General features: G+C 44.4%; 11 protein-coding genes. 6 read left to right on the forward strand and 5 right to left on the reverse strand.

Annotated elements, in window-relative coordinates; genetic code table 11:
- Window positions 1-8 precede the first annotated feature (8 nt).
- The 3 genes from K7A41_RS12965 to K7A41_RS12975 all read left to right on the forward strand — a co-directional run bounded on the left by K7A41_RS12965 (window position 9) and on the right by K7A41_RS12975 (window position 4,974).
- Complete coding sequence (locus tag K7A41_RS12965; RefSeq protein ID WP_265714014.1) at window positions 9-2,468, forward strand: heme lyase CcmF/NrfE family subunit; 2,460 nt, start codon at window positions 9-11, stop codon at window positions 2,466-2,468.
- Window positions 2,468-3,229 carry a Rossmann-like and DUF2520 domain-containing protein gene (locus K7A41_RS12970; RefSeq protein ID WP_265714015.1) on the forward strand — a complete coding sequence of 254 codons (762 nt, stop codon included), beginning with the start codon at window positions 2,468-2,470 and terminating at the stop codon, window positions 3,227-3,229. Before K7A41_RS12965 ends, K7A41_RS12970 begins: the two co-directional genes overlap by 1 nt.
- A gap of 188 nt (window positions 3,230-3,417) precedes the next feature.
- The gene (locus K7A41_RS12975) at window positions 3,418-4,974 is read left to right on the forward strand and encodes an FMN-binding glutamate synthase family protein (protein ID WP_028072084.1); all 1,557 of its coding nucleotides are present in this window, start codon (window positions 3,418-3,420) and stop codon (window positions 4,972-4,974) included.
- 146 nt (window positions 4,975-5,120) lie between these two features.
- Here the strand turns inward: K7A41_RS12975 and K7A41_RS12980 are convergent, their stop codons facing one another.
- The 3 genes from K7A41_RS12980 to K7A41_RS12990 form a co-directional block, all read right to left on the reverse strand.
- Window positions 5,121-5,564, reverse strand: coding sequence for a MarR family winged helix-turn-helix transcriptional regulator (locus tag K7A41_RS12980; protein WP_265714016.1), 444 nt, complete (start codon window positions 5,562-5,564; stop codon window positions 5,121-5,123).
- 260 nt (window positions 5,565-5,824) lie between these two features.
- Window positions 5,825-6,601 carry a nitrilase family protein gene (locus tag K7A41_RS12985; RefSeq protein ID WP_265714017.1) on the reverse strand — a complete coding sequence of 259 codons (777 nt, stop codon included), beginning with the start codon at window positions 6,599-6,601 and terminating at the stop codon, window positions 5,825-5,827.
- A gap of 81 nt (window positions 6,602-6,682) precedes the next feature.
- Complete coding sequence (locus tag K7A41_RS12990; RefSeq protein WP_265714018.1) at window positions 6,683-7,651, reverse strand: polyprenyl synthetase family protein; 969 nt, start codon at window positions 7,649-7,651, stop codon at window positions 6,683-6,685.
- A gap of 161 nt (window positions 7,652-7,812) precedes the next feature.
- On the opposite strand from K7A41_RS12990, the gene K7A41_RS12995 reads away from it, so the two are divergent.
- Complete coding sequence (locus K7A41_RS12995; protein WP_265714019.1) at window positions 7,813-8,982, forward strand: glycosyltransferase family 4 protein; 1,170 nt, start codon at window positions 7,813-7,815, stop codon at window positions 8,980-8,982.
- On the forward strand, window positions 8,979-9,308 hold the full coding sequence (locus K7A41_RS13000; RefSeq protein ID WP_265714020.1) for a metal-sulfur cluster assembly factor: 330 nt from the start codon (window positions 8,979-8,981) through the stop codon (window positions 9,306-9,308). Before K7A41_RS12995 ends, K7A41_RS13000 begins: the two co-directional genes overlap by 4 nt.
- Before the next feature lie 81 nt (window positions 9,309-9,389).
- On the opposite strand, the gene K7A41_RS13005 is transcribed toward K7A41_RS13000, so the two are convergent.
- Complete coding sequence (locus K7A41_RS13005; RefSeq protein ID WP_265714021.1) at window positions 9,390-10,625, reverse strand: cation:proton antiporter; 1,236 nt, start codon at window positions 10,623-10,625, stop codon at window positions 9,390-9,392.
- Between the two features lie 3 nt (window positions 10,626-10,628).
- Window positions 10,629-11,108 carry a cation:proton antiporter regulatory subunit gene (locus K7A41_RS13010; RefSeq protein ID WP_265714022.1) on the reverse strand — a complete coding sequence of 160 codons (480 nt, stop codon included), beginning with the start codon at window positions 11,106-11,108 and terminating at the stop codon, window positions 10,629-10,631.
- 469 nt (window positions 11,109-11,577) lie between these two features.
- On the opposite strand from K7A41_RS13010, the gene K7A41_RS13015 reads away from it, so the two are divergent.
- A complete protein-coding gene (locus K7A41_RS13015; protein WP_265714023.1) occupies window positions 11,578-14,598 on the forward strand; it encodes a SusC/RagA family TonB-linked outer membrane protein in 3,021 nt (1,006 codons plus the stop codon).

Below are 14,598 nucleotides of genomic sequence, written 5' to 3' on the forward strand. Positions count from 1 at the left end.
ATCTTTCAATGGACGTTAACTACGTTGGTGAACACCTGCTGCCGGGTCAGATCGGACAGTTTTTTATTGTACTTTCTTTCGGTGCAGCAATTTTATCCTGTATCAGTTATTTTTTCGCGACTAGACACCCTGAAGAGAGTTCATGGAAAAAGCTCGCCCGTATTGGTTTTTGGATCAATGCGGTCTCTGTTGTAGCTATTGGTGCTACATTATTCTATATCATCTACAACCATCTGTTTGAATATAATTACGCTTGGGCACACTCCTCCAAAACGTTACCCACCTACTACATCATTTCCAGTTTCTGGGAGGGGCAGGAAGGTAGTTTTTGGTTATGGATGTTCTGGCAGACCGTGCTAGGTGCTATATTGCTGTTTAAGGCCAAAAGCTGGGAATCCTCTGTCATGACATTTGTCATGCTGTGCCAGGCATTCCTAGCCTCGATGCTGGTGGGCGTAGAACTCTTCGGTCTACGCATCGGCAGTTCGCCCTTTATATTACTGCGCGAGGCGATGGACATTCCTATCTTCAAGCAGGCCAATTACCTATCATTAATCACTGACGGCAACGGCTTAAACCCGCTGCTACAAAACTATTGGATGGTCATTCACCCACCGACCTTATTTCTGGGCTTTGCGTCCATGATTGTGCCATTTGCTTATGCAACGGGAGCCTTATGGACAAGACGTTATAAAGAATGGATCAATGCGGCACTACCATGGGCTCTATTCGCAGTGATGATCCTCGGTGCAGGCATCATCATGGGTTCCTTCTGGGCGTACGAAGCGCTCAACTTTGGCGGCTTTTGGGCATGGGATCCGGTAGAGAATGCTTCCATCATCCCCTGGTTTACACTGATCGCTGCAGTGCACGTCATGATCGCCTACAAAAACTCGGGCCACTCCTATTTCACGGCCACCTTCTTGGCGATGATCAGCTTCGTCCTGGTCATTTATGCTTCTTACCTCACACGCAGTGGTATCCTCGGAGAGACTTCTGTCCACTCTTTTACCGACCTGGGCATGAGCGGACAGCTTATCCTATTTAATGTCGTGTTCCTGATTATTATGGTAGTCTTCCTTGCGGTAAAAAAGAAGGAAATGCCGATCACCGAAAAAGATGAGGACATCTACTCTAGAGAGTTTTGGCTGTTTATTGGTGCCTTGGTACTTACGGTGGCCTGTGCGCAGATTATCGCCTCCACCTCCATCCCGGTATTCAACAAGATATTCGGCACGAAAGTGGCGCCACCGCTGGAACCTATTCAGCATTACAACAAGTGGCAGTCTGGCTTTGCAGTCATCGTGATGATCATGACCGGATTTACCCAGTTTTTAAAATACAAACGCACCGACAGCCGTAAATTTCTGGCTTCGACAGTAGCATCATTGGTGATAGCACTATTGCTGACTGCGGCAATTACCTACATTACCAAAACATACAGCAACCTAATCTACATGCTGATCACCTTTTCGAGCACCTTCTGTATATTGGCAAATATCCGCGTTCTTGGGGATGCTTTTAAAGGAAAATGGAAACTGGCCGGCTCCTCGGTGGCCCACATTGGATTTGGACTACTATTGATCGGCGCCATGGTAGCGGCAGCGACCAATGAGGTCATTTCCGTCAACAACACAGGATATATTGCGGTATCTGGATTTGACAAGGTGGAAAAACCCGGTGACAACCTATTCCTGACCGAAGGTCAGCCCGTGCAGATGGGTGAATATAAAATCACGTATATCGGCGACAGCATTGTTGCACCAAACACCTATTATAAGATTAAATACGAGCGGGTAGATGAGGAAACAGGCAAAGTCAAAGAAGAATTTGTCCTGCAGCCATTTGCTCAGAACAACGCGAAAATGGGCGGTCTTATCGGTACTCCGGCGACCAAGCATTACATCACGCATGATATCTATACCCTGATCACGGCTGCGGCCGCAGAAAGTCAGGCGCAGCATGCGCAGGTAGCAGCCGAGGACAAAACCGGCTTTGAAGACTATGAGGAGCCTGCAACCTATCAGGTCAATATCGGTGATACGCTACGTTACCGAAACGGATATTACGTCATCGAGGGGCTCAACCGCGATGCACATCTGGAAAAAATCCCAAAAGGCCCCAACGATATTATGGTCGGACTGAAAATCAAGGTCTTTGCAGCCGACAACAAACAATATGAGGTACAGCCGATCTACCTGATCAAAGATGGTGGTGTCTACGACTTCAACAAGGACGTTACTGAACAGGGACTTAAATTTCGCTTTACAGGGATCAAGCCGGACCAGGATAAACTGGAGATCATGGTCTATCAAAAGCCACTGCCTGAAAAGAAATGGGTTGTCTTTAAGGCCATCAAGTTCCCTTATATCAACTTCTTCTGGTGCGGAACGATTGTCATGACCATTGGTTTTATCATGTCTATTGTCAGGAGAAACAAAGAGCAAAAACGAAAATTAGCTAAATAATGAACATTGTGATCTTAGGAAGCGGGAATGCCGCAACGCATTTTGCACAACAGTTCCAAAAGAGAGGACATCAGATTGTTCAGATTTATAGTAAAACAAAGGCCAATGCGGATGCATTGGCCTTTGCGCTTCAATCTGCTGCGACGGATGATCTGTCGCAGCTACACCCGGATGCTGATCTATACTTCATCGCCGTGAGTGATAGAGCTATCCCCACACTCGTCAGCCAGCTGGCATCAGGCATTAAGGGACTCGTTGTCCATTGCTCGGGGGCTACCGACATAGCGGCATTGAACCGCTTTACAAACTATGGTGTGATTTACCCGCCCCAGTCATTGTCGAAAAACAAATCTGTTGATTTTGCAGAAATACCGCTTTGTGTAGAAGGGAATACAACGACAAACGCGCAGTTGCTGCTCCGGCTAGCACGCGAACTTTCAGCACAGAGCCTGCTCTGCAATTCGCCGCAGCGAATGGCGATTCATCTATCCGCTGTTATGGTCAACAACTTCACAAATATGCTTTACCAAATGGCATACGAGCTGCTGGCTGAAAACAGTTTACCGTTTGACTTGGTGCGGCCGATCATCCTGGAAACGGCAGAAAAGGTTCAAAATCACATTCCATTTACAGTTCAGACAGGCCCCGCCCGTCGTGGGGATGAAGACACCATACAAAAACATTTGAAATTTATTAGTAATAAACCAGATTTACAGCAAATCTATCAACTTTTGACGCAACAGATTACTAAAAGAAAATAGTTTGTCATAAACAGTTATAAACTTGTCAAAACTTACCTCAGGGGGGCAATTATAGCCATTTACTCTAGGAACTTTAGTACATTTGCTCTGTCCGAAAGCGCATTTTTGGAATGCTAATTGAGCAATAAAATAAGCAATTGGGCTGAACAGTAACAATAGCGAATTAAAACTAAACAATCGTATTTTCTATGGAAGTTAGAAAACTCATTATTTCAATAATGGTTGTGATTAACTTAATCATTGTATCATTTGGATTTATATTCACGCCAAGCTGGTTTTGGCTGTTGATTATACCCTTCCCCCTATTATTGATCGCATTATACCATAGTTTCCAGACCAGACACGCCATCCTGCGCAACTATCCGCTGGTTGGATACTTTCGTTTTATTTTTGAGTCGATCCGTCCCGAGCTGAGACAATATTTCTGGGAATCCGATATGGACGGGCGCCCCTTTAACAGAAGACAGCGTTCTATCGTGTATCAACGCGCAAAAAACCAGCGTGAGACGGTAGCCTTCGGTATGCAGAGTGACCCACAGGCTGTAGGAAACGAATGGGCCGCACACTCGGTTTTTCCATGCCATATCGAAAATCATGACCTGCGTACGGTAGTAGGCAACGAGGCCTGTAAAAAGCCTTACAGCTTAAGTGTATTCAATATCTCAGCCATGAGTTACGGAGCATTGAGCAAGACGGCTATCACGGCATTAAATAAAGGTGCTGCCTTGCAAAACTTTGCGCATAATACCGGCGAAGGTGGGATCAGTGATTACCACAACAACGGTGGTGACCTAATCTGGCAGGTGGGTACAGGATATTTTGGCTGCCGGAATGCGGAGGGCAAATTCGACCCCGAGCTCTTCCGTGAGAAATCCAACCGCGAGAATGTCAAGATGATTGAACTTAAGCTCTCACAGGGAGCAAAACCCGGGCATGGGGGTATTTTGCCCGCAGCCAAAAACACGCCTGAGGTCGCTGCCATCCGGCACGTCATCCCGGGAACGGACGTCATGTCGCCTCCCGCACACAGTGCGTTCTCCACGCCAACGGAAATGATGCATTTCCTGCAGCAGATGCGTGAACTATCGGGTGGGAAACCCATCGGATTCAAAATCTGTATCGGCGATAAAAATGAATTCATCGATATCTGCCATGCGATGCAGAATACTCAGATCTTTCCCGACTTTATCTCGGTGGACGGATCTGAAGGGGGAACCGGTGCCGCACCATTGGAATTTACAGATAACCTGGGAATGCCGCTTTATGATGCCCTAGCTTTCGTAACCAAAACACTAATCGCTTTCGGTCTGAAAAAACATATTAAGCTGATCGTGTCCAGCCGCATTGTGACCGGCTTTGATATCTTAAAAGTCATTGCACTGGGAGCCGATGCTTGTTATAGTGCCCGTGGGATGATGTTTGCCCTAGGCTGTATCCAGGCGCTAAAATGTAATGAGGACGTCTGTCCTGTCGGTGTGGCAACACAACAACCACACTTGTATAAAGGCCTTGATGTCAACGATAAATATGTACGTGTGGCCCAATTCCACCGCAATACCTTACGCGCCACCGTGGAGATTATGGAAGCCTGTGGGTTCAAGACCCTGGCCGACGTATCTGCAGATAAATTTTTCCGAAAAGTAGATGCAACCCGGACATTGAGTTTTCAGGAGATCTACTTTGGTACCGAAGGCAAATTGGTCAACAGCCACACGGACTTTGAGAGCAAGCTCTTCGAGGACTAAACAGTTCCATTATATCTCATAAACACATCCCCCAAGTGCTTTGACATTTGGGGGATGTGTTTTATCGTGATGTTTTCATCTTACGCCGGTGTATTATTTAAGCACGATCCGCTGCTTGGCCGAAAGGGATGCTGTCGCATGTTCTCTTATTTCAGGTTAAAGAGCACACGATGGAGTGTGGTATGCGATAAAGCAATCTGATCTTCGGTGAGACCTCCCAACGCCTGCTCAATGGTATTTTTGGCCTGCCGCATGCCCTCCTCCTTCATCCTGCGGCCAGTCTTGGTCAGATAAATCAGATTGGAACGTCTATCATTTTTATCGTTAACACGGATCACCAGATTCATTCTTTCAAGGTTGTTGATCAAGCGGGTCACACTCGGCTTGTCTCTGAATGTCCTGATGGCAAGTTCCTGCTGCGTAAGCCCCTCTTCCATCCAGAGATTGTACATGATACTCCACTGCTCGGAGGTAATAGTCAATCCTGCTTCTTTGAGATTACGCTGTAAACGGCGCATAACGGCTATGGAATATTTCCCTGTAAGGAAATTATAAAAGTACTCTTGCGATTCTAAATCTTGGTCTAACATAATAATAATGGTTATGGTTGTTTACGCAACTTAAGCTGTAAAAAATAGTAGGCCGAAAATCGTATTAAAAAAGTAAACTTATTTTAGCCAATCCTTAGCCTAAATTACGTTTTTCTAGCACTGTATCAAATAAATTTTTATCAACATGCCAAAAATAGATGTTAATAAACCATAATTAATGATCTATATCAGACTGAATTTAGGTATAAAAAAGATACAAACAAAAAAATGCTTGTCTTTATATCTAATTTTACGTGGGACTATCCGATAGTGAAGACGTCGGAATCTTTCAAAAACGGAAATTTCTCCCGGGCTTCCAACAGGTCGTTTGGATTCAAGGTAAACGTATATAGGTCCTCATCCTCGGGCTTGTAATACACCACGTCTCCCAATGGAGAAATACACATCGACCCTCCAGAATAATAAATATCGTTGCCGTCATGACCTACGCGGTTTACACCGATCACATAAGACTGGTTTTCGATCGCACGCGCCGGAATAAGTGCCCGCCAATGTGCCGAACGTTTATCAGGCCAGCTGGCCGTGTACACCAAGATATCATAAGCAGCGTTCTGATTCTTGGACCATACCGGAAAACGCAGGTCATAGCAAATCATCGGACATATCTTCCAGCCTTTGATATCCACCAGTATGCGCTCGTTTCCGGGTTCGAAGTACTCATTTTCCTTGGACAGACTAAAAAGATGACGCTTGTCGTACTTCACATATTTGCCGTCCGGAAACATCCAGACAAAACGGTTATAATATTTGCCTCCCTCCTCAATAATCAACGAACCTGCAACTACACAATTAAGCGAGCTTGCCATTTCAAACAGCCATTTTGTTGTCGGCCCGTTGGTAGGCTCGGCACACTTTGAAACGTTGTTCGTGAAGCCGGTATTAAACATTTCAGGCAATAGGATCAAATCTGTCTTCTCACGTAGCGAAGAAAGTCGCAACGCCAGATTATTCAGATTCTTCTCTATATTTTCCCAGAATAAATAGGCTTGAAATATCGTTATCTTTAAAGGCTCCATTGAACGTAATCTAAAATTATTTAATTAATTTCCTACAAAATAACCATTTATTAGCAAAATACGAATTTTAATACAATTTCTCTATTGTTGCCGTACCAAAAGGCTATTTGCTAACACTAATAACGCTTCCTTCCGTGTCTTTGGTACATCCAGCGCTTCCATTTTTTCAAAGGCCAGCTGGGTATAACTATCTTTGAGTTGGTCCGCTGATTTCCGGACAGCATACTTATCATACAGCGCGAGCATTTCTGTGACCTTGCTCGGCAAAGTATCGACTGTGGCATTCAGCAGTTGCTCCATACGTGGTCTATCTTCCGGGGTGATAACTTCCATCAATTTCACCAACAAATAAGTCTTCTTATTGATCATAATATCGCCACCGACAATTTTCCCAAAAGTGTCCGGATCACCATAAGCATCTAGGATATCGTCCTGCAGCTGAAAAGCCAGTCCGACATTTTCGCCAAAATCATAGATCAATTGCTGCTGTTGGGCATCCGCTCCGGAAAGAATGGCCCCCAATTGCAGGGCTCCGCCCAATAACACTGACGTTTTCAGACGGATCATCTCCAGGTATTCGTCCATACTCAGGGATTCGCGCATTTCATAATCCATATCTAGCTGCTGTCCTTCGCATACCTCCATAGCCACCTTGCTTAAAATCTTGAGTGTCGCTGGCAGGTATACCGGATTGCATTTAGAAATTTCTTCATACGCCTTCACCAACAGACCATCACCGGACAAGATAGCGATATTGGCGTCCCACTTCTCATGAACGGTAGTTTTCCCGCGTCGCAAAGGAGCCTTGTCCATTAGATCGTCGTGAATCAAGGAAAAATTGTGAAAAAATTCGACGGCTTTTGCCGCAGGAATAATCTCCTCCATCTGTTGCATACCAAATAACTCTGCTGCCATTAAGGTGAGCACTGGCCGCACCCGCTTTCCGCCCAAAGTCAATATATATCGTATAGGATCATATAAATTGGTTGGTGCTTCAGGAAATTCACTATTCTCTATCGCCTCTATTACGAGTTGTTGTAAATGTTGCATATATCTTTACGATCGAATCCTGCGAATATAGCAATAATCGGATAGAAATGGCAAACATAATCGGCTACTGACAATGGAGAACTAGACCATTACATTTTATGCGCAAGCAATGATATTGCATATACAAGTGAATTTATTTAGGTTTGTATGAAGTCATTCACATGCGTATACTGATCATCCATACATTCTATCAGTCTCCCGGCGGCGAAGATACCGTTTTTAAGGAAGAAACCGCCCTCCTGTCTAAGGAACATCATGTTCGTACCCTCACTTTTCAGAATAAAAAAAGCTGGCGGGGCGCATTGCAAACTCTAGGTTCTATCTGGAATATTTTCGCAGCAAAGAAATTAAAAAAAGCGATACGCGAGTTTCAACCAGACGTTGTCCATCTTCACAATACGCATTATGCTTCCGGACCGATACTTATCCGGACCATTGCCAAACTGGGGATACCACAGGTGATGACCTTACATAATTTTAGGCTACTCTGTCCCTCGGCCACTTTATACCACCATCAGCACCTCTTCCTGGATTCTATAAAAGCACAATTTCCCTGGACCGCAATCCGTGAGAAGGCTTTTAATGATTCGGCTCTCAAAACTTTTCTGCTGGCCTTTAACTATTGGTTTCATCGCCGGATCGGTACCTGGCACAAAGTCAGCCGTTATATCAACCTGACAGAATTTGCCAGAGAGATCTTTATTGATTCCAGCTTGTATGTATCTGCAGAAAAGTTTGCGGTAAAGCCGAATTTTGTTTTCCCCTCCCCTTTGCCCGAGGTACCTCAAGGAGACTATTTCATCTATGTGGGCCGGCTATCCGACGAAAAAGGCATATGGAATCTGGTCGAAGCAGTCAAAGACACTGATTTCACATTAAAAATTGTGGGCGATGGTCCCCTGGCCGAACAAATTCGCGAAGCCCTCGGTAATCATCCGCGCATCAGTATGCTGGGGTTCAGGTCGCGCACAGAAATCTTGTCTCTTGTTGCCGCTGCACAAGCTTTGATCGTGCCTTCCATCTGCTATGAAGGGATGCCCATTACGCTATTGGAGGCTTATTCAGCCGGCACCGCCGTGCTGTGTTCCAATTTGGGGCCACTGCCTGAGATGGTCATTCCAAACAGCACGGGCCAGACCTTTGATCCACATGATAAAACTTCTATAGTCGAATGCCTTGCGCAATGGAATGCCAAGCCAGCAGTGGAAAAAGATGAGATTAGAAAGACCGCCCGAGCCTATTATTTTCGTAATTTTACACCAGAGATCAACAAAAACAAATTGCTGGCGATCTACCAGAACGCCATTGACGACAAAAAACTAAACAGATGAGCATGATTATATTAGATAAGCTGGGCCTGGCGCCCAAAATTCAGGAGGTTTTGGAAACCATCTACGACCCTGAATTAAAGCCTGCTAATATCGTGGACCTCGGTCTTGTATATGAGATCATTACCAAAGAAGATGGAATTGCGAAAGTGGTGATGACGCTGACAGCTCCCGGCTGTCCTGTCGCAGGCGAAATCATGAATGAGGTACAGGAGAAGGTTGCGGGTGTGGAAGGTGTCAAAGAAGCCTTGGTTGAACTGACATTCGATCCACCATGGACAAAAGATATGATGTCCGAAGAAGCAAAGCTTGAGCTGGGCTTTTTATAAGAGCAGCTTTCTCCGGCTGCTTTTTCTTTGAGAGTTCCATGCTTATAGCCTTTCTATGTCACATAGGCAGACTGCGCTGGCCTATACTTTGTTTTCCAGATCACTTAGTTTTTTCAAAGGTTTGGCTGTATTTGCATCGCTACCGAACAGCGATTTCCATAGGTTACGCGACTCCTTGGTCAATAAGGGCGACACGATCGAGAGAATTAAGACATAGACGACAACGAAGGATTGAATGACGGGCAGCAATGCTCCTGCTTTGCCGATATTGGCCATAATAATCGAGAATTCACCCCGAGCTGACAATGTAAACCCGATATCAAAGGATGTCTTCGGTTTCATACCTGAGAACTTTGATGCAAAATAGCCGGAGGCTAGATTACCCATCACGGTCACCAAAGCCGCAATAGAGGCCCAAAGTACCGCACCGCCAAGGGACATGATATCAATTGAAAGCCCGAAACTAAAGAAAAACATTGCGCCAAAGAAATCTTTATACGGCAAGACCATTGCCTCGATCTTTTTAATATACTGCGAATCAGCCAAAACGAGTCCGGCCATCAGTGCACCAATAGCTTCAGCCACATGGATGGTCTCCGAAAAACCAGCTACGATAAAAAGTAGCGCGAAAATGATTAATATAAATAGTTCCGACGTTTTTTCCTTTAAAAGGCGATCGATTGCAGGGACTAGCTTCCTACCCAAAATCAGAAATGTCAGTATAAAGCCCAGCGCGAGCAAAGACGTGCCAGCAACCGTCCAAAAGGAACTACTCCCTGTCAGGATCAGCCCCGACAGGAAAGAAATATGCATGGCTATAAAGAGATCATCAAACATGATCATGCCCATGATCACTTCGGTTTCCGGATTTGCTGTGCGCTTGAGGTCTGTCAGTACCTTAGCTACTATTGCGGTTGACGAACTTGTCATGATACCACATAGGACCATCATCTCCTTAAATGGCATATCCATCAGCCATCCGATCAATAGCCCCGAGGTAAAGTTGAGCAAAACGTAGATAGTCCCTCCCGTCACAATCGCTTTTCCGGATTTGATCAGACGGTTTACCGAAAATTCCAATCCCAGATAGAACAGCAAAAACAAGACTCCCAGCCGCCCCATAAAATCAATAAACGGCTTGCTTTCGGTAAAGGTGAGATCCACCATACCAATCTGCGGAGCATGCTGCCCCAACACCATCCCTATAATTATGAAAAAAGGAATAACGGAAAACCGGAGCTTGTTGGCAATCAATCCAACGATAGCAACGAGTCCTACAGCGATTCCAATTTCCAGAATTAAGGTGTGTGATAGCATAGATTACAGTAAAATTTCCTTTAAAAGTTTGATGTTGTTTTTCTTTCCTGCGATGACCAGTGTAGTGCCAGCACTGATCAGATAAGATGGCCCCGGATTGATCACGGTCTCATCATCCCGTATGGCAGCAATAATGGAAGCTCCGGTACGTTGCCGAACTTCCAGTTCGCCGATCGTCTTTCCCGCCCCCTCACATTTGCCTTCGACTTTATACCACTCGATACGCAAATCGTCCAAAGCCACTTCAATGGTCTCCAATGCTTTCGGCTTATAGGACAAGCCGCCTATAATACCTGCTATCTGACGTGATTCATCATCGTTGAGCGTCATCACACAACGCGACTCGTGCTCTTCGTCATCATAGCGATACAACTCCCGCCGCCCATCATCGTGGATCACAACAACCATATTGTCACCGGCATCAGTTTCAATTTGAAATTTCTTTCCAATTCCAATCAGATCGGATTCTCTTACAATAGACATAATCTTCTATTTAAATAAATACCAATTATCAACAGCCAATTGCCGTTCCTAGTAAATTACAAATTTACCAAAAATTTAGTCTTAAACGAATCCTCCTCTCACGGCAGCAGAATGTAAAAAAAAGCAGATTACCCCAAGATACGGAAAATCCGTTAGAAATGCCGTAGGAAGCCTGGATTTAATCAATAGTCTAGAAATCTCACTATGCCATGTTGTTGTAAACCGCAGCATTCACGTGAGCTTACCTCGAGTAATGAGGTCTATTTAGTTGTATAAAAAACTGATTTTTAGCAACAAGAGACACTTATGACGTCAGCGCCCTAAGCCTTCCGAATATCTATTACAAAAATCATCATCTATAACGTTTTCGTAGTTCATGCAAACGTTTGTTTAAACAAGCAACCGAACAGCGGAACTTTATTTTTTTATTATTGCCACGTTAAAAACTAGTTAATCTAAATTACACACTATGGTCAAAAAGAGTCATCTCATTTTACTGACACCCTTATCACTTCTCTCAGTAGCAATACCTTTTCATACAATGGCACGGTCCTACGCTCCTTCTGTTTGGCTTGCTCAGCAACAATCCATTTCAGGTAGAGTTGTCGATGAGACCGGCACACCGATCAGTGGGGTCACCGTGTCGGAGAAAGGCAAAACAGCAGCGACTACTACGGATCAGAATGGCAGATTTTCGCTGCATGTCAGCTCTCATAACGCTCTATTAACCTTCAACTCGATTGGATATATCACCAAAGAAATCCCCGCTTCGCAAGCTTCTCAGGTAACATTGTCCAAATCAGAAGATGTGCTAGACGAGGTTGTGGTTGTCGGTTACGGTAAACAGAAAAAAAGCGACCTGACAGGAAGTGTTGCTACTATAGAAGCGAAATCGTTGGAACGAGTCAATTCGCCGAACATTGTAGACAAGTTGCAAGGCAAGATTTCGGGACTTGCCATTAATTCCGGCTCCGCAAAGCCTGGAGAAACAGCATCAATCAACATTCGTGGTGAAAATTCCATTTCTGCATCCAATAACCCGTTAATTATTCTGGACGGTATTCCTTTCAGCGGTTCCTTGGGAGACATATCCTCCAATACCATTGCTAGCATTTCGGTATTGAAAGATGCTTCGTCCACAGCTATCTATGGATCACGCGCTGCAAATGGTGTTATTTTGATCACCTCCAAGAAAGGTTCAGCTGGAAAAGCACGCATTAATTACAATGGATATTTTGGTGTACAGAGCGTCGAACGCCGCTTAAACCTGATGAATGGCTCACAATATATTCAGTTTATGCGTGATTACCAAGCCTCAAAAGGCAAAACTGGCAACGAGCTCAACCCCGAAAACTACCTTTTTGCGAATGTTCTCGAACAATACAAAAAAGGTGAAGAGGTCAATTGGCAGAATGAGGTCTTCAATAAAGCAGCTCCTATCCATGAGCATCAGTTAAGCTTTTCGGGCGGAACTGAAAAATCCGATTATTATGCCTCTGTGAGCTACCTCAATCAGGACGGTGTAGTTAAAAACAGCCCTTACGAGCGCTATAACATGAACTTAAACCTCAACCAGAGCCTCAACTCATGGCTCAAACTAGGGATGACCATGCAAGCCTCACAAAGTAATCGCAACGGTGTCCAACCAAATCTAGAAAGTGTTGTCAAGCTGTCACCTTATAGCAAAAACCGCGACGAGAATGGTACAGCCGTCACTTACCCAATGTTTGCTCAAACGCTGTGGGCACATCCGTTCGCTGATGAAAATGGTCAGTGGGATCAGACACGACGTACGGTCTATGCCAACACCTGGCTTGACATTAAACTGCCTATTGAAGGGTTAAGTTTCAAGTCGACTTTTGGCACAAATTATAGAGATGTCAATGAAAATTCCTATTACGGTTCAAACACGGTGACCGGGCGTGGAGTAAATGGTAGAGGCGAAATTTCAAATCAACGTTTGTGGGACTGGACCTGGGAAAACCTCCTGACCTACGACCGAACATTTGGTGATCATAAGATTAACGTCGTGGGATTATACTCCTCCCAAAAAACTAATTTTAAAACGTCCAAGATGAGCGGTGAAGATTTTGTTTCGGACGCCGGATATAATAATATGGCATCGGCGTCCAAAAACCTAAAATTGGAATCCAAATTGGAAAATACAGCGATGATCTCTTACATGGGAAGAATTAATTACTCGTTTAGAGACCGCTATTTATTGACGCTGACAGGACGCTCGGATGGTTATAGTGCATTTTCGATAGATAATCGGTATGCCTTTTTCCCTTCGGTTGCAGGGGCTTGGGTCATATCCAAAGAAGGTAATATGCAAGATTACGTAGACTTACTGAAATTACGCGTTTCTTATGGCAAAAATGGTAACCAAGCGGTATCTCCTTATCAGACTTATGACCGTTTGACAAATGTGGATTACATTTATGGACTAGACCCAGTGAAAGGGCTGGTTATGAATTTTAATGGCCGTGGAAGCAATCTGACCTGGGAAACTACATCTTCACTAAACTTTGGTTTGGATTTTGGCATTCTTAACAATAGGCTTTCGGGAACAATTGATTATTATACATCCAAAACCACAGATCTATTGCTAAGTGAACAGGTCCCTGTGATGAATGGCTATAATACTATCCTAACCAATATCGGCGAAACATCCAATAAAGGAATAGAGCTCACCCTTAATGCAGTAGCTGCGAAAAACGACAATTTTCAATGGAATACCACGGTCAACTTTGCATACAACAATAACAAGATCACCAAATTGCGTGCGGACGGTAAAGATGACCTGACAAACGCTTGGCTTATCGGGAAACCCATCCGTATTTTCTACGATTATAAGGTTATCGGCGTGTGGCAAGAGGGCGAAGATATTGCCAATTCCTACCAACCCAAAGCTAAACCTGGGGATGCAAAGCTTGCCGATTTAAACAATGACGGTAAAATTGATGCTAACGACCGCACAGTCATGGGTAACAAGATCTCTCCATATACATTGGGGATAGGCAATGATTTTACCTACAAAAACTTCTCATTCTCCATTTTTATGAATGGCGCTTTTGGCGGCACCAAAGTGGACGATTTTAAAAATATCGAACGTTTCTTACCTAATAACGGAGCAAATTATCTTGCGGATATGCCCTATTGGACCCCCGAAAATCCCAATACGGACGTTCCTTCGCCGGGCTACACTCCAGTCAATAATCACACGTATTACATCAATTCAGCATATTGGCGTATACGTGACCTTAGTATAGGATACACATTTGACGGCGATTTTCTCCAAAAGCTGAACCTGTCTTCGGTCAGAGCATTTATCAATGCACGCAACCTTTACACATTTTCAAAAATCAAAGGATATAATGTAGAGGCTCAGAGTGTGAGTTCAACGACCGGAAACCCGACGACAACAAATATTGCTTACCCCTATCCTGTGGCAAGAACATTTTCATTGGGCCTAAATGTTCAATTTTAA

This window comes from Sphingobacterium sp. InxBP1 (genome assembly GCF_026191775.1).
Lineage (GTDB): Bacteria > Bacteroidota > Bacteroidia > Sphingobacteriales > Sphingobacteriaceae > Sphingobacterium > Sphingobacterium thalpophilum.